Annotated in this window: 15 protein-coding genes; all 15 read right to left on the bottom strand. The window is 41.3% G+C overall.

The window, feature by feature from the left end; genetic code table 11:
• Nucleotides 1–4: 4 nt before the first annotated feature.
• The 15 genes from rng to C9J51_RS14140 all read right to left on the bottom strand — a co-directional run bounded on the left by rng (nt 5) and on the right by C9J51_RS14140 (nt 16,321).
• Entirely contained in the window at nt 5–1,474 is a 1,470-nt protein-coding gene (gene rng / locus C9J51_RS14210) for a ribonuclease G (RefSeq protein ID WP_045037529.1), read from the bottom strand.
• A gap of 12 nt (nt 1,475–1,486) precedes the next feature.
• Nucleotides 1,487–2,056, bottom strand: a complete 570-nt coding sequence (locus C9J51_RS14205; protein WP_045037528.1) for a Maf family protein — start codon at nt 2,054–2,056, stop codon at nt 1,487–1,489.
• 110 nt (nt 2,057–2,166) lie between these two features.
• Entirely contained in the window at nt 2,167–2,655 is a 489-nt protein-coding gene (mreD, locus tag C9J51_RS14200; RefSeq protein ID WP_045040404.1) for a rod shape-determining protein MreD, read from the bottom strand.
• The gene (gene mreC / locus C9J51_RS14195) at nt 2,645–3,628 is read right to left on the bottom strand and encodes a rod shape-determining protein MreC (protein WP_045040403.1); all 984 of its coding nucleotides are present in this window, start codon (nt 3,626–3,628) and stop codon (nt 2,645–2,647) included. The genes mreD and mreC overlap by 11 nt, the downstream gene beginning before the upstream one ends.
• Before the next feature lie 40 nt (nt 3,629–3,668).
• On the bottom strand, nt 3,669–4,712 hold the full coding sequence (gene mreB, locus C9J51_RS14190; protein WP_045037525.1) for a rod shape-determining protein MreB: 1,044 nt from the start codon (nt 4,710–4,712) through the stop codon (nt 3,669–3,671).
• Between the two features lie 115 nt (nt 4,713–4,827).
• Nucleotides 4,828–8,001: a DUF6701 domain-containing protein gene (locus C9J51_RS14185; RefSeq protein WP_045040402.1), complete on the bottom strand. Its 3,174-nt coding sequence runs from the start codon at nt 7,999–8,001 to the stop codon at nt 4,828–4,830.
• Nucleotides 7,998–8,417 carry a pilus assembly PilX N-terminal domain-containing protein gene (locus C9J51_RS14180; protein ID WP_045040401.1) on the bottom strand — a complete coding sequence of 140 codons (420 nt, stop codon included), beginning with the start codon at nt 8,415–8,417 and terminating at the stop codon, nt 7,998–8,000. The genes C9J51_RS14185 and C9J51_RS14180 overlap by 4 nt, the downstream gene beginning before the upstream one ends.
• Nucleotides 8,407–9,174 carry a PilW family protein gene (locus C9J51_RS14175; protein ID WP_045040400.1) on the bottom strand — a complete coding sequence of 256 codons (768 nt, stop codon included), beginning with the start codon at nt 9,172–9,174 and terminating at the stop codon, nt 8,407–8,409. Before C9J51_RS14175 ends, C9J51_RS14180 begins: the two co-directional genes overlap by 11 nt.
• Complete coding sequence (locus C9J51_RS14170; protein ID WP_045040399.1) at nt 9,174–9,779, bottom strand: type IV pilus modification PilV family protein; 606 nt, start codon at nt 9,777–9,779, stop codon at nt 9,174–9,176. Before C9J51_RS14170 ends, C9J51_RS14175 begins: the two co-directional genes overlap by 1 nt.
• Nucleotides 9,776–10,234, bottom strand: a complete 459-nt coding sequence (locus tag C9J51_RS14165; protein WP_045040398.1) for a type II secretion system protein — start codon at nt 10,232–10,234, stop codon at nt 9,776–9,778. Before C9J51_RS14165 ends, C9J51_RS14170 begins: the two co-directional genes overlap by 4 nt.
• 78 nt (nt 10,235–10,312) lie before the next feature.
• Nucleotides 10,313–10,786, bottom strand: a complete 474-nt coding sequence (locus C9J51_RS14160; protein WP_045037519.1) for a type II secretion system protein — start codon at nt 10,784–10,786, stop codon at nt 10,313–10,315.
• A gap of 585 nt (nt 10,787–11,371) precedes the next feature.
• Nucleotides 11,372–12,592 carry a type II secretion system F family protein gene (locus C9J51_RS14155; protein WP_045040397.1) on the bottom strand — a complete coding sequence of 407 codons (1,221 nt, stop codon included), beginning with the start codon at nt 12,590–12,592 and terminating at the stop codon, nt 11,372–11,374.
• A 7-nt stretch (nt 12,593–12,599) separates the two neighbouring features.
• Nucleotides 12,600–14,315 carry a GspE/PulE family protein gene (locus C9J51_RS14150; protein WP_045037517.1) on the bottom strand — a complete coding sequence of 572 codons (1,716 nt, stop codon included), beginning with the start codon at nt 14,313–14,315 and terminating at the stop codon, nt 12,600–12,602.
• Between the two features lie 3 nt (nt 14,316–14,318).
• Nucleotides 14,319–15,476, bottom strand: a complete 1,158-nt coding sequence (locus C9J51_RS14145; protein WP_045040396.1) for a tetratricopeptide repeat protein — start codon at nt 15,474–15,476, stop codon at nt 14,319–14,321.
• Complete coding sequence (locus C9J51_RS14140) at nt 15,473–16,321, bottom strand: ExeA family protein (protein WP_045037515.1); 849 nt, start codon at nt 16,319–16,321, stop codon at nt 15,473–15,475. Before C9J51_RS14140 ends, C9J51_RS14145 begins: the two co-directional genes overlap by 4 nt.
• Nucleotides 16,322–16,323 lie beyond the last annotated feature (2 nt).

Here is a 16,323-nt window from a genome sequence, read left to right as displayed (position 1 = left end):
GATCTTACATCATTACTACATCAAACTGCTCTTGAGTATAAAGCGGCTCAGGTTTGATTTTTACTTGTTTACCAATAAACACTTCAAGCTCAGCAAGTGCATGATATTCATCCCCAGCTAAAGCATCACCGACAACGGATGAGACATAAACCACAAATCGATCAGCATCATAAGCACGGTTAACTCGAGTGATTTCACGTAGAATTTCGTAACACACGCTTTCTACCGTTTTAACGGTACCGCGACCTTCACAAGACGAACAGGTATTACACAATACATGTTCAATACTTTCACGGGTACGCTTACGGGTCATTTCAACTAACCCCAACTGCGTAAAGCCATTGATATTGGTTTTCACCCTATCAAATGACAATGCTTGTTCTAGCGCTTGTAATACGCGACGTTGGTGTTCTTCTAAAGCCATATCAATAAAATCGATAATAATAATACCACCTAAATTACGTAATCGTAATTGGCGGGCAATGGCTTTAGTCGCTTCAATATTAGTATTAAAAATGGTTTCATCAAGATTACGACGACCAACAAACGCACCTGTATTAATATCAACGGTGGTCATAGCTTCAGTCTGATCAATAATTAAATAACCACCTGACTTCATTTCAACTTTACGATCAAGTGAACGTTGGATTTCAGCTTCTGTATCGTAAAGATCGAAAATAGGCTGATCACCAGAATAATATTCAATATTTTCGGTAACTTCAGGTACAAACTCATCAGTAAATTCTTTGAGTTTATCAAACGCCACTCGCGAATCGACCTGAATATGGTTAATTTCAGTCCCAACAAAATCACGTAAAATACGCTGCGCTAGTCCAAGCTCACCATATAGCATTGAACGTGGCTTGTATTTCGCACGGCGCTCAATGACCTTACGCCATAAATGTTTAAGGAATGCCGCATCTTGTGCCACTTCATCAGGATCTGCACCTTCTGCGGCGGTACGAATAATAAACCCACCAAGATGATCACAATGTTGTGATACCGCTTTTTTCAATCGATCACGCTCTTTTTCACACGCAATACGTTGTGATACGCCAACATGACTTGCGCCAGGCATAAACACTAAATAACGCGATGGTAGCGTAATATCGGTAGTTAAACGCGCCCCTTTAGTACCTAAAGGATCTTTAACTACTTGGACGACGATATCTTGGCCTTGACGAACCAACTCTGAGATATCGCGCACTTTAAATTGTTTTTTTTCATTCTCCGCCACACATTCAGTGTGCGGGACAATGTCTGATGCATGTAAAAAAGCCGCTTTATCTAAACCGATATCAACAAATGCAGCCTGCATTCCCGGTAAAACACGACTAACACGTCCTTTGTAAATATTGCCGACGATGCCTCGCTTTGATTCACGTTCAATGTGAATCTCTTGCAAAACACCCCCCTCAATCATTGCGACACGTGTTTCACTCGGCGTCACATTTATTAGCAGCTCAGTGCCCATGGTTGCCTCTACTTATAACTTTAAAAAATCTTGTACCATGATGTCGGTTTCCACTAACGGTAACCCCATCACAGCGTAATAGCTGCCGTCTATACGGGTAACAAATTTGCCACCTATGCCTTGAATGCCATAACTTCCGGCTTTGTCTTGCGGTTCACCACTTTGCCAGTATTTTTTAATATCGTTATCGGACAAAGTTTTAAACCACACTTGGGTGGTAACTAAACAGGTTTGGCTGTGTGATGATGTTGCTAAAGTAACAGCGGTCATCACTTGATGTTGCCGCCCTGATAATAACCTCAGCATACGCGCAGCATCTTCAAAATCGACTGGTTTTTCTAGAATTTGTTGATCTACTACAACAATAGTATCAGCCCCCAGTACTGGAATGTCATTATTCGCTGCTTTTACACCAGCAAACGCTTTATCACGCGATAAGCGTTGAACATATTGGGCTGCCGTTTCTTGAGCTTGATGACATTCTTCAACATCTACCATTATGCGTTCAAAGTTATAACCAAGTTGGGTTAAAAGCTCCATTCGACGTGGCGAACCAGAGGCAAGATAAAGTTGAATAGACATCATAATTATCCTTTTTTAAATAATACGTTGATCAGCAATAATTGTTAAATAATTGCGCCAAAAGAGCAAAGGGGGATACCAATTGGCTCCCCCTATAATATTAATAATAACTAACGAATAGCGAATTTACGTCGAATTCGGCGTAATAATAAGAATAACCACGGCCACAATATAAAGTTTAATAACACGGCAAAGAATTGCTGTGGATAAAAACTAATATTTGATACTAAATATTCCGCCCAGAATTCAATTAACTTAGCCGCCAATGACAATAACGCTATCACAATTGCTTGCTGCCATAATGATAGATTACGCAAGACTCTAAAATTAAGCGCAATAATATAAGCAATCACTGACAACATTAAGCCGCGTACACCCAGCGTTGAACCTAAAGTTAAATCCCACAGTAGACCGACGACTAGCGCAGTACCAACATTAACGCGATGCGGCAATGCTAACACCCAATAACACGTCACAAGCACGACCCATGACGGCCGAAAAGGTTCTAATTCTCCCGGCCATGGCACGGCTTGTAACACTAATGCTAAGAGAAATGACAACCAAATCCAAATTCGACCATGTGCTTTATTAGTTGGCATTATTTACCTTCCTTGGCGCTGGAACCGTCGAATCTATTGGGTTTACAGCCGGTGTCGTCAGTGTCACTGGAGCGGCTGCATTTACGGGTGTCACTGCGGGTGCTATTGGTGCGCTCTCAGCGGCAACAGCCGTTTGATGTTTCATTTTTGATCGATCTGTTGGCCATACCAATAATAGATAACGCAAGCGATCAAATTGTACCGTTGTCTTCGCCGTAATTTGTGCAAATGGGCGTTTATTATCAAACGTAAATGATGTTACACGCGCCACGGGATAACCTTCAGGATAACGTCCACCAAGACCAGAACTCACCAGTAGATCACCCTTTTTAATATCAGTGCTGCTGGGTACATGTTCTAATAAAATCTGATGATTACGCCCACCACCAGTAGCAATAACACGAATGTCATTACGTACAACCTGTACTGGAATCGCATTGGTAGGATCAATGAGCAATAACACGCGGCTATTATGCGCACCGACATAAGAGACTTGGCCGACAATACCTTTATCATTGATCACAGGCTGGCCTTCATAAACACCGTCGACACGACCTTTATTTATCATCACTTGATAACTATAAGGATCAGAATCAACTGCCATGACCTCTGCCACCATTTTACGTTCATCACGCACAAATGGAGAGCCGAGTAAATCTCTTAAACGCTGGTTTTCTTGCTGTAATTGATCGAGTAATAACACATTACTTTTCATGACTAATAAATCACGTTTTAATGCTTTATTTTCAGTCAATAGTCGTTGATGAGAACTGAATTGCCCACGCAAAACATCTAACATTTCACGAGGTAAATTGGCAGCATATTGCAGCGGTGCAACCGCCGAATTCAATAAATAACGAATATTGGCAAAAGCACCAAGACGACTATCGGCTAGCATTAAGCTAGCCGATAATAATATGGCAAGAAACAGGCGCAATTGCAGAGATGGACCTCTGCCAAATATAGGTTTCATATAACACTATAACCTGTTTAATTAGGATCCTATGATGGTATTATTCTTCGCTGAAGAGATCGCCACCATGCATATCGATCATTTCAAGCGCTTTACCGCCCCCTCGAGCTACACACGTTAATGGATCTTCCGCCACAACAACAGGAATACCTGTTTCTTCAGTGAGTAGGCGATCAAGATCGCGCAATAATGCACCGCCGCCAGTTAACACCATGCCACGCTCTGAAATATCAGACGCTAATTCTGGTGGACATTGTTCAAGTGCAACCATAACCGCAGATACGATTCCGGTTAACGGCTCTTGCAATGCTTCTAAAATTTCATTGGAGTTCAATGTAAAGCTACGTGGTACACCTTCTGCAAGGTTACGGCCACGGACTTCAATTTCACGGACTTCATCACCAGGATAAGCCGAACCAATTTCGTGCTTAATACGCTCAGCCGTTGCTTCACCAATCAAGCTGCCGTAGTTACGACGAACATAGTTAATAATCGCTTCATCAAAGCGATCACCACCAATACGAACTGATGATGAATACACCACACCATTCAATGAAATAACCGCAACTTCAGTAGTACCACCACCGATATCGATCACCATTGAACCCGTTGCTTCTGATACAGGCATTCCCGCACCAATTGCCGCCGCCATTGGTTCATCAATAAGGTAAACTTCACGTGCACCTGCGCCTTGCGCTGATTCACGAATCGCACGACGTTCAACCTGAGTTGAACCACAAGGTACGGCGACTAGCACTCGTGGGCTCGGGCGTAAAAAGCTATTATCATGCACTTGTTTAATAAAGTGCTGCAACATTTTTTCGGTGACGTAAAAATCAGCAATAACGCCATCTTTCATCGGACGAATCGCCGCAATATTACCCGGCGTACGGCCAAGCATTAATTTGGCGTCATGACCTACTGCTGCAACACTTTTGGTTGTCCCTGAGCGATCTTGACGAATAGCCACTACAGAGGGTTCATCAAGAACAATTCCTTGTCCTTTGACATAAATAAGGGTGTTGGCAGTGCCCAAGTCAATAGACAAGTCATTGGAGAACATTCCACGAAGCTTCTTAAACATAGTCTTCAGCTATTCCTGCAAGCGTTAAAAAATCGTAAATTGCGCTCAATGTATCAAGTGCACCTTAGTGAAACAAGATATGGATCGCGAAACTACGTCTAGACACGCAATTTATTTACTTGATGGGTTGATTGAGACCTTTTTCAGCGCGATAAATGATTCGATCATTACCACGATAGCTACCAAAGGTCGCCAGCCCTGATGGATCCTCATCACCAACACCTCGCCAGTTAAATGTTAGCCATGGCTGATTAACCGTTTCATTCTCAGTGCAACCAATATTACTCGCAGGCAGTGATGCTATTCGTAGCCAAAACCGCCATTGTTGTTTTAAATATGGTTCATTTTCTGCCACACCTGGCAATACCTGTAACGCATAACTTTTACCGTCAACTACATCACCGCTCGTTGCCATGAGATGAGCTTTATCATGCGGCTTTAAGGTATCATAGATTATCTGCTTACATGATAATTGACTATTAAAGTGTGAGCGACTGTCATCAGAATTAATCGCAAATTGATCGCCATTCCAATATTCAACTTTTAGCGGCATCATTAACGGCTGATCAAATACGCCACTGACATCGTCTAACACCATCCGTCCATAACGACTATCAACCTCACCGTTAAATGGTGCAGTTAACACGAGTGGTTGGTTATAGCGCTGCAATGATAGCGGTTTGTTCGCAAAATCAGTACAACCTAGCCTTGAGCACTGAGATCGAGGCTCGACAGATAAACCTAACCCAACCTTAAATGGACCATCAGCAGTCGTCATTATAGTGCCCACATTATTGCCTGATTTAGGTAAACGCTTAAACGTTAATTGACGTTCACTTAGGGTCAGTTGTGCCTGTTGCCAATCGCGCTGCCAACCATCATCTAAATGGGATTGATCAAGCCGTAAACTGAGATCATTCAAACCCGTTTCGGCATTAAGGTCGACCGCCGACAATTGTAATGTTTCTTTTAATTGCGGAGCAAATTCACCGTAATTCAATGTCGATCCACCAGTAACATTTTGCGCCTCAATGATCGCATTGACGGTGAATATTTGATCCATATAAGTGAACGGCGATGATTCAGTATGGGCATTGATAATTGCACTGTATTTAATGACAAACTGTTTCGGATAAAAACGCCCAATCGCGCGCTGACTCGAATTTATTGCCATACCGAGATAATTCGAGGAAGTCATGGCTAGCTTCACGCTTCCCACTTCACTCCAACGTAAATCCGTAAACAACAGCGCAGTATTGTCATGATATTGATTATTTTTCTGATGAGTACGCCCACTCAGCTCACCTTGATCGCCGTTTTTTGGCGTCGCAATACCTATTATTTGAGCTGTCACTGTTGCAACTGGCGCGTCGTTAGCAAAAAAATTGGGCGTAATTGGACGTTGGCAGTAATTGTTATTGGTAACATCAATATCATTATTTATCTTATCACCCGTCTGCCATTGCAATGGCTTAGCCCGCACCACAAAAGCTTCTCCTGCGGCAACTAAACCATCACCACCACTCGCCGTCCCAGTAAAACTATCGTTAGCTTGAGGGCACATCGCAAATGTCCAAGGTCGAGAGTGAATCACCACCGAGCCATCTAATTGAGTCCAATCATCCGCTTGAAATCTTAGAGGTGATCCAATGTCACAACCACGATCACTATTACAATCACGATCGATAATATTCAGCACGACTTTACCTGCATCTGAATACCTTAATTGCCCCTTCGCTATCCCATTTTCAAAAATTAATTGAGCCTCATCCATTGACCAAGATTGTTGCTGCATCGCACGTAATTCAACCTTGCTATTAGCTTGAGTCGCGGGTGCTATAAATTGAGTTTCCAATGATAATGTTCTAGTGCCACTGTAGCCTGTCGCGACCGTATTACTGTTTTGATCGTCAGCACATGCCATTGCCGTAATAGTAATATCATGCGGTTTATTGGCGATCATGAGTAAAGGATCATGGCTTATTTCAAACTTAAAAGGTACAACAGTATATTGCCCTGTAGCCGTCGCTAATACGCTCGTATTTTGCCGTAAAACCCCACTAACATTAATATTTCCAATATGGTTTTTACTTTTTAACCATAACCTAGCAACGCCATTTATTACTTTTACTTCAATAGGTTGTGAAGCATCATTGAAGTTAGTATTGTTATTTTTAGACGTAAACCAATAGGCAAGAGTGGGCTTACTTAAACTCGTCGATACGACAATATTACCGTTATACGTCGTGTCTATCTGGTGATTATTTTTTTGATGAACATTAAACGTTACCGGTAAACGATCACAACTTAATATCTGTGCTTTTTCAGGGGTAATAATCAAATCATATTCTTTCTCTTGCACACAAGATCCCCCCGCCCAAATATTACTGTCGGTATCAATTCGTAAATTACGCGCCGTTACTGCGCCACGTAATGTTTGAGGCCGATCGGCAATATCCACCTTATTACCATAATTTGCAGAGATATTAATATTGCCGGCAGAATACAAATAACCCACCATCTCAACCGTACTGGATAAGTTAATTGAGGCTTTTATTTCAACATCAGAAACAAAAGAATCCGCATCATTATTGGTACCAAATATATAGAGGTTATCAGGTGATCCGCGCTTATTGATATTGCCACTCAATGCTGCTTGTTCAACATAAATAATGGCTTGCTGACCGTTAGCTACCGTAATATTGGCGCCTTGCATCACCAATAATTGTTTTATTTTATAGATACCGCCTTGTAATTGGGTTTTGGTATTTGAGCCTAATTCAACTTTTAAATAATTCCCTGGCGGTAACATTAAAATATTATTACTGCCATAACTCTCAATACATTGATCGCGATATTGCTCTAATTCTGGAGCACTACATACAATATCACCCAACGGAATATTATTATAAGTAGGCATTATTGGCATTTGTTTGGATCTTACTATCAAGCTCGAATCCATTTCACACGCCCATTGACTCGATAGGTTTTGGCATGATTTATCTCTATCTCCCCCTTGATCAATAAAATGATTAAAACCTAACTGGTATTTTTTATTGTTGTCAGATTTAAAATAGGGATATTGAAACCCCATCCTGATTAATTGACCATCTAATCTCCCTTTTGAATGGGACTGTGCCAATTGCGGAAAATATTCACAAAAATTTTGAGTCGGTGGGAATGTTAACGCTTGAGACTGATTAAGATTAGTCTGTGCTATGGCATGAAGAGTAAACATCACCGGCAAAATAGACAATAACCGCATTACTATTTTTAAAACAACTTTCATTGCGCTAATCCCTTCACCCACACTTGTTGTTGGCGAGCAACTTGATATTGACCATTACCACAACGACCTATACTGCGTAATTGAATTCGACGCATAGGCTCAACGCTATGTTGCTTACACTCAATAGTGACACTACAGCCATTAAAATCCACCAGCGAGATTTGGGTAGGAATGTCCTTACAGGTTAACATTTGCAGCGGATCCCCAATCGGAAACAATTTATTTAAACTAATTTCAATCCCGCTATGAGCAGCAAACCATGCGCGAGTACCCAATATTTCTTGAGTTGTCGTGACCGCTTGAGAAGCATTAATTTTGATCATCGCAGCTGCCATCATCGACATTACTGTAATAATAAAAATCGCCACCACCAAAGCACTGCCAGTTTGTGAGGCTAATGAGGATCTACGGCGCATTCATCACCTGTACGGTATGGTTATAACGACTCGATTCACCATTACGGATAAAAGTTAATTGCCAAGCAACTAATGCATTACGCGCAAGAGCTGCATTATCCAATTCAAAATAAGACATATTGGTATCAATATATTGGGCCAGTAATATTGGCTGAGATTCACTGCCAGAATGATGAATGGTGGTGCGGGTGAGACTATTATTTTCAAGACAAAATTTAACGCTTTGAGTATAGGTATAAAAGCGCAATGCCAATGATCCACTGCTAAAACTATATTGACCATCAAGTTCAAACAGCCACTGATTAGCGGCTGTTCCTTTATTTATTGCCGTTACTTTGGCGACTTGATCACTAAGAACATCAAAATCTTGAGGTTTATGCGGGTTAATCACTACCATCATATTGGTTTCAAATAGTGGAGCTACGGTCTGAGTAAGAAACCCTGAAATTACATCAATATGAGTTAAGCTTGGATTAACATAATCACCGCTGTATTGAATAGGTCGAAAAGCTAAACAATGCCCTTTTTCATCATTTGTCACCTCAAGACTGTTGGGCACTGCATCTCGTAATTCACGCGTTATTCGTTCAACCGCAAATCGTGCCTGAGATTGTAATTGTTCTCGATCACGAGTGTATAAATAGCCTTCAGCACCCAAACTGACAAAGCGACCGATACCGATAGTTATAAATGCCATCACCACCATTACCATCACTAATTCAATTAAAGTAAATCCTTGTAATCGCCTTGATTGCATTAATAATTACCTCGATAAGCCGCAAACTGATAACGGCCATAACGACCACTATCAACCACCATATTGATACGCTTATAATTGTGCGGAATGGCCGTGATAGCGAGATCTGAATCGAGTGTATTGGTTAAGTGGTTATCGTAAAAAACAGTCACCGTCACCGTAAAATGGCTGTAATCCGCAGCAATCAAGTCACCCATAGCGTTACTTAATGCACGCCCATTACCGTCGTCACACTCCGCAGCTTTGCCCTGCCAGCAACCAATATAATCATCAACCGTAACGAATTGCTGTCGATCAGTGCTTGAGGCTAGAGTTAGCGCACACGGGTTATCAATCGCCTGACCTTGTAAGTTTTGAGTGTCATCACAACGAATTTGCTCACCATTATCATCACTATTAACATCAAACTTACGCGCGAGAATTTCCGTCATCATCGCATTAGCTAATGCCGCAGCACGCGCTTGATAATGCGGCTGAGCTGATAGAGTCATTTGTGGAAATAAAAATCGGCTTAAAACAACCATCGCAACAGCAAAAATAACCAATGTGATGATCATTTCAATCAGTGTAAATCCACGTTGAACTTGACCATAACAACACTTCATACACACGCCCCACTATGAATGTAGCCTTGCGGATTAATACACATTTTCGCCTGATTATTATTACTCGCTGTAAAGGTGATCTCACAACCTGATCCCGTCATACACTGACGCTCACCTTGTGGATTAAATGGCTGACCGAGTAAATTAAAACCAAGAAAATAGTTCGGGGTGATCGTAACCTGATCGTTTGCTGTCGTAAGATAATTGGTGGAATTTTGTCGCGTCGCACAGCCAAATAACGCATCGGTGATTGTTAATGTCGTACACGCTAACTGTTGTTGCTGCATGGCGCCAATTTGAATTTGACGCGCAATAGACATTGCTTGATCACGTATTAGCTCAGCGCTAAAACTTGACTTAGAAGCGTAGCGGCTAGCGGCAGTGACGGAAATAATCGCTAATACAATAATCACCATCACTAATTCAATTAAGGTGAACCCCTGTTGTCGCGCCACAGCCTAACCTTTTGTGAGAATTATTTAGTGATGCTATTTCAAATAAAAATAGCATCGCTAAAGAGCGCTAAATATTAATTATGATTTTGCTGGTTCAGTACAGCCTGGACCATATGTAATCGAAGTAGAAGCAGCGACTGATGGACTTGTTGCTTGAGTGTAAGTCACGATACATGTATCAGTTGCATCGTTACTTTTATAAGTATATTTAATTTTACCACCCGTTGGAGCAGCAACCACTTTCCAATCATCTGCAAGACCAGTCACAGCTGCTGCTAATGCTGCCGATGTTGCTGTTGGGTAACCATAAATAATCTCGATACCATCAAAAGTAGTATCGGCTGTAGATACACTCTCAACACCCTGAATAGCAGCCTTACCGTAAGTAATACCTGCAGCGCCTTCAATCGCACCTTTTAAGCCTTGCAGTGATGACGCACGCGCATCATCTTGCAGGTTTAAAAACTTAGGTGCCGCAGTAACCGCTAAAATGCCCAAAATAACAATTACAACCACGAGTTCAATTAATGTAAAACCGTTTTGACGTTTCATAACTTAATCCTTTCCCTGTGTATATTCACTTCAGCTCGACCTTGAGTCGGTATGTAAGTAAACGAATGTCTTACCATCACATTAATTGCATTCAAGCGATAAATGTTAGATATAATTAATAGTTTTATTTTCATTAATTTTTTAACTAATGATCAAGATTCAATTATGCTCAACCAAAAAGAATAACCGTAAAAATAACCACTATATAATTACAATAGCGTTTTTTGATGCGTTCACATTCATAAATAACAACGTGACAATCATTAATTAATAATTAAATAACAATAACTAATGCAATCAATGAACAGTGTTTAACTGCATTAAATGTATTGATTTATAATAATATAAATCATTGCAAAAATACGCTATTATTCTCGCATTCCGTTAAAATATTTCAATTTATTATTTGTAAGAAATTAATAACTCACAAAAAATACCAATTAATATAAATATTATTCTTTATTAGGATATCAATATTGATATAACGTCAAATAATCGGAATTAACAATTAATATTATTGTTAATATCAAATTAATATTTCAATCAATTATATTACTATATTAAAAAGCCGTGGTTTATTTCATTTTATCCAGCATTAGCCACATCTAACATTCCCCACATTGGTAAAAAGATACCAAGGGCAAGTAATAGCACCATGGCTGATACCACCACCAATAACAACGGCTCAATACGTGCGGTTAAAGTGGCTAAATCATAATCAACTTCACGATCATAAAAATCAGCGGCATCTAATAATAGTTCGTCAATCTGTCCGGTCTCTTCGCCAACCGCAATCATCTGTAGCACCAGTGGAGTAAAAATATCAGTATTGGCTGCGGTTGTTGCAATACTACTGCCACTTTCAATACCTAATTTCATGTCTAATAATCTCTGCTCTAAAAAGCGATTATCTAATGCTTCTGCTGCCATTTTTAAAGCCTGATTTAACGGTACTCCAGCGCGTATCATTAGCGCAAAAGTACGAGAAAAACGTGCCATCAAAGCACGATTAATAATACTTCCGATAATCGGTATTTTTAATCGCCACAAATCCCACCGCTGCTGTCCTTGGGGTGTATTACGCCACAGACGCACACCAACCCACATTGCGCCAATGCCAATAACCATCAATGGCCAATAATAAACAAATAGGTTTGAGGTCGAGATCAGTACTTGAGTCGGCCACGGTAAATCAACCCCAAACCGAGCAAACATACCTGCAAATTGCGGAATAACCTGAGTATTTAACACGATCATTGCCAGCCCAATCGCAATCATGACAAACATCGGATAGCGGATTGCAGATTTAATCTGGCGCCGAGTATCCATTTCTTGTTGATAGTAATTCGCCAACTGCAATAGGGTTTGATCTAACCGTCCGGTATTTTCACCAACATGGATCATCGACACAAATAAATCAGAAAATACCCGTGGATGTTGCTGCATTGCCGCAGACAGCGAATGACCATTTGTCAGTTCAGTTGTCACTTCAGCCAAGGTTGAGCGTAATAATAAATGACTGGCACTTTGCTCTAACCCTTTAAATGCACGTAACAATGGTACTCCCGCTTTGGTTAAGCTATAGAGCTGGCGACAGAAAATCACTAGAACCTCAATGGGTAACGGTCGTTGCCATAATCCATCAAGTGTTAATGATGGACGATGATGTGTTGCCAGTTTAATTTCTAACGGAATAATTCCTTGGCGTAATAATTGATCGGTTGCCGCAGATTGGGTTAAAGCTTCGACCTGTCCACGTAAAATCGTCCCCTGAGCACCACGACCACGATAATTAAATCGTTTCATTTATATATCACCCAATATAACCATCATAAAAATCCCCTTCCGCTAATATCATTACTTCATCTAAACTAGTGATACCCGCGCAAGCTAAAGCTAAAGCTGACTCAACTAATGGTTTATAACCTGCACTCTGTCGTGCTATTTGACTAAACAAAACCGCATTATTATTACGTAATGCATCCATCATCGGTTGGTCAATTTCTAATAATTCAAACACCCCAATACGGCCTTTGTAACCGGTAAAATTACAACTTTGACAGCCTAAACCTAAGCTAAAGTGACGCGATTGCTCATCAAAACCACGTGCTTGTAACCAACTTTTTTTCTCGTCTTCCAAAACTGCAATTTGTGCACAGTCTGGACAGACACGGCGTACTAAGCGTTGTGCTAAAACCGCTCTTACTGCACTCGCGACGAGGTATCCTGGTGCCTGCATATCTATCATTCGCAACGCACTATCAATCGCATTATTGGTGTGTAAAGTCGAGAGTACTAAATGGCCGGTTAATGCCGCACGTAAACCAATTTCTACTGTTTCTTGATCGCGCATTTCACCCACTAAAATCACATCAGGATCTTGGCGTAAAAAAGTCCGTAAAATAGATGAAAAAGTTAATCCAATCTTATTATTCACTTGCACTTGATTAACGCGCGACAGCCGATATTCAACCGGATCTTCCACAGTAATTAATTTTTTCCCCGGTTTATTAAGCTCATTAAGCGCACCGTATAAAGTTGTCGTTTTTCCTGATCCTGTCGGCCCGGTAACTAAAATCATGCCATGCGGACGCTTTAACTGCCGCCGAAGCCGTAACAGAAGATCATCGGGCATACCAATATGATCTAAATCGAGAATCCCAGCAGATTGATCAAGTAATCGCATCACTACCGATTCACCGTATTGCACCGGCATTGTTGAGAGACGAATATCAATCGAGTGATCGCGAACTTTAATATTAAAACGCCCATCTTGAGGTAAACGTTTTTCTGATATATCAAGCCCACTCATTAATTTCAGTCGTAATACTAATGCCGCAGCAACACTATTCTCGTTAAGTAATGTTTCATGCAAAATACCATCGATCCGCTGCCGAATTCGAAGCACGTCCTCATCCGGCTCAATATGAATATCTGATGCCCCCACTTGTAGCGCATCTTTAAATAAAGAATTGATCAGCTTAACCACCGTCATTTCATCATTGTCACTATCATCAAATCCAAACCCATAATGAGTTTGAGTTTGATGCTCTGCATTTAGCTGTTCAGCAAACGATGCAATTTCTTTGGTACGACGATAATAACGATCAAAAGCAACAATTAACTGTCGTTCAGGCACGATAACAAACTCAACCTGATACTGTTGTAATTGGTTAAGTAAGGCTTCTTGCATTGCAAGATCAGCGGGATCACTCATCGCAAGACGTAACACATCGCCACAACGACCAATCACCAATGCACGTAAACGTCGCGCATGCACTTCAGATAATAAATTCACGACATCACTATCGATAACGATCCGTGTTAAATCGACCAACGGAATATCTAACTGACGGGCTAAAAACTGCAACATTTGTTGTTCACTAAGAAACCCCATACCAATCAAGGTATCACCTAATTTACGCCCAGTGAGTTGCTGTTGCTGAAGGGCTTGGTCTAATTGTTGCTGCGCAATAATATGATCATCAACCAACAAATCACCTAACCGTTTACGTAAGCGTATTTGCATCTGTTAGTGCCTTTTAGTTTGTAATGCCATGATTCGTTGTTGGATAAATTGTTGTGAGGCGACAGAAAGACCACCATGAACAGCCCCTTGACGATAAGAGGTCAACGCTGCCGTAAATTGCTGGCTTCGCTCTTGTGCAATTGCAAGCCCTAACCACCAGCGTCCATCTGTCGCATCATGTAAAACTAATTGTTGGTAACTGCTAAGCGCTAAAGCGGTCTTTTGCAACTGCTGAGCCAAAGCGGCTCGCATCGCTAAAAAAGATACTGAATCAACAACTTGAGCTTGTTCCAATACCGTTAATGCTGTTTGGGGTTGTTGCTCATTAACCAATAATTTAGCTAAAGTTAAGCGTAATTCGGTACTGTGAGGTTGACGTTGTAATCCTTGCTGCAACATTGCTACAGCTTGGCGATTATCACCGCGTCCATAATATAGTGCCGCTAATTTTTGGCGAGCAATAACCCACTCAGGACGATACTTCAGTGCCGCTTCAAGATGCACAATTGCTTGACGACTATTGGCTTGGCGTAATACTTTTTCAGCATTGTTATATTCAACCATTGCTAGCTGTATCGGTGTTAATGCCACCGTTTCAATCGATAATCGACTGACTACAGGTTTAGGCGATACCACGACCTCGATCTTTGGCGAGGCGGTGATTGTTGATTGTTGTTCAACGAATGCTTGTTGATAACCACTGTCATAACCTTGTTCATAGGAACTTGCGAGCTCTTGTTTAATATCAAGAGTATCAAGCGCTGGCTCAGCAACTGGCATTGCAGCCAACAGCATTGATTCGGCATCCACTGACATTGGCGACGGTGATCTTACTGCCTCTTGTGAAATCAGCTCTGGTATTGATAACTCTGGTTTATTCGAGGCTTGTTTTTTTATTGGTGTCGGTATCGTCGGTAAAGTCGATACCACAGGCACAGCAGCGACAGGTAAAAACAAAGGGGTAATCACTGGCGTAACAGTAACTCGCAGCCAATGAATAACGCCCCCAGCGAATAACAGAATAACCGCCATTAAAAGAATAGCCATTCCATAGCGACCACGTTTATTGGGTAACGGTTTGATTGTCGCTGCCTGTAACACTGGTGTCGCATCATGAGATTGTTGTGCCAAAGCACTCAAACGACGGTTTAACTCACTCATAAATATTTCCACCCGAGCCAGCGCCACCACATGCAACTTGATTGGCGCGCGGCAACAGTATCAGCAATCGCTATATGAATATCTTGTCGACAAAGAGAATGGCGTTGTTGGCTATAAGCCACTAATAATGCTTTGTGTGCTAATTGATTAATCAACCTTGGAATACCACCACTCGCAAACCAAATCGCTCGAGATTGGGCGATAGAAAATAACCCTGAACAACAACCTGACAATGACAATCGATGATCGATATAAGCCACCGCTTCAGCCTCATTTAATGGCAATAACGTCGCCCGTAACGTAATTCGTTGCTGCAATTGGCGTAATTGATAACGGGCTAAACGTTGATCTAATTCAGGCTGACCAATTAAGACAATATGGAGTAGTTTATTTGATTCTGTTTCAAGGTTGCCTAATAAACGGATCATTTCTAATGCATCATCAGTTAATGCCTGTGCTTCATCAATAACCACCACTACCGCATGACCATTGGCTTTACGCCGCAATAATTGATCATGTATATCAATCGTAAGTCGATGGCGATCACCGCCAAATTTAAGCCCTAATTCAGAGGCTAGTGCTACTTGTAACGTCATTCCACATTGAGCGGGCGTCGGTAAATACACTAAATCATATTGTGGTGGTAATCGGTTGATCAACATACGACAAATAAGGGTTTTCCCCGTCCCCACTTCTCCAGATAACTGCATAATGCCCTCACCCATTGCCAACCCCGCTAATAGGGTATCAATGGCGGTTAGATGGCTCGGCAATGCATGGAATAATGCCGTATTGGGGGTAAGTGAAAACGGCGCTGAATGAAAGCCAAAATGTGATAAATACATAG

The organism is Photobacterium iliopiscarium (assembly GCF_003026395.1).
Taxonomy (GTDB): Bacteria; Pseudomonadota; Gammaproteobacteria; order Enterobacterales; family Vibrionaceae; genus Photobacterium; species Photobacterium iliopiscarium.
The sequence above is the reverse complement of the archived record's forward strand: the minus strand, read 5'-3'. Positions and strand labels throughout refer to the sequence as shown.

Coding starts and splice junctions, on each gene's coding strand:
- rng (WP_045037529.1), bottom strand. CDS start 1,474: ATGGGCACTGAGCTGCTAATAAATGTGACGCCGAGTGAAACACGTGTC.
- C9J51_RS14205 (WP_045037528.1), bottom strand. CDS start 2,056: ATGTCTATTCAACTTTATCTTGCCTCTGGTTCGCCACGTCGAATGGAG.
- mreD (WP_045040404.1), bottom strand. CDS start 2,655: ATGCCAACTAATAAAGCACATGGTCGAATTTGGATTTGGTTGTCATTT.
- mreC (WP_045040403.1), bottom strand. CDS start 3,628: ATGAAACCTATATTTGGCAGAGGTCCATCTCTGCAATTGCGCCTGTTT.
- mreB (WP_045037525.1), bottom strand. CDS start 4,712: ATGTTTAAGAAGCTTCGTGGAATGTTCTCCAATGACTTGTCTATTGAC.
- C9J51_RS14185 (WP_045040402.1), bottom strand. CDS start 8,001: ATGAAAGTTGTTTTAAAAATAGTAATGCGGTTATTGTCTATTTTGCCG.
- C9J51_RS14180 (WP_045040401.1), bottom strand. CDS start 8,417: ATGCGCCGTAGATCCTCATTAGCCTCACAAACTGGCAGTGCTTTGGTG.
- C9J51_RS14175 (WP_045040400.1), bottom strand. CDS start 9,174: ATGCAATCAAGGCGATTACAAGGATTTACTTTAATTGAATTAGTGATG.
- C9J51_RS14170 (WP_045040399.1), bottom strand. CDS start 9,779: ATGAAGTGTTGTTATGGTCAAGTTCAACGTGGATTTACACTGATTGAA.
- C9J51_RS14160 (WP_045037519.1), bottom strand. CDS start 10,786: ATGAAACGTCAAAACGGTTTTACATTAATTGAACTCGTGGTTGTAATT.
- C9J51_RS14155 (WP_045040397.1), bottom strand. CDS start 12,592: ATGAAACGATTTAATTATCGTGGTCGTGGTGCTCAGGGGACGATTTTA.
- C9J51_RS14150 (WP_045037517.1), bottom strand. CDS start 14,315: ATGCAAATACGCTTACGTAAACGGTTAGGTGATTTGTTGGTTGATGAT.
- C9J51_RS14145 (WP_045040396.1), bottom strand. CDS start 15,476: ATGAGTGAGTTAAACCGTCGTTTGAGTGCTTTGGCACAACAATCTCAT.
- C9J51_RS14140 (WP_045037515.1), bottom strand. CDS start 16,321: ATGTATTTATCACATTTTGGCTTTCATTCAGCGCCGTTTTCACTTACC.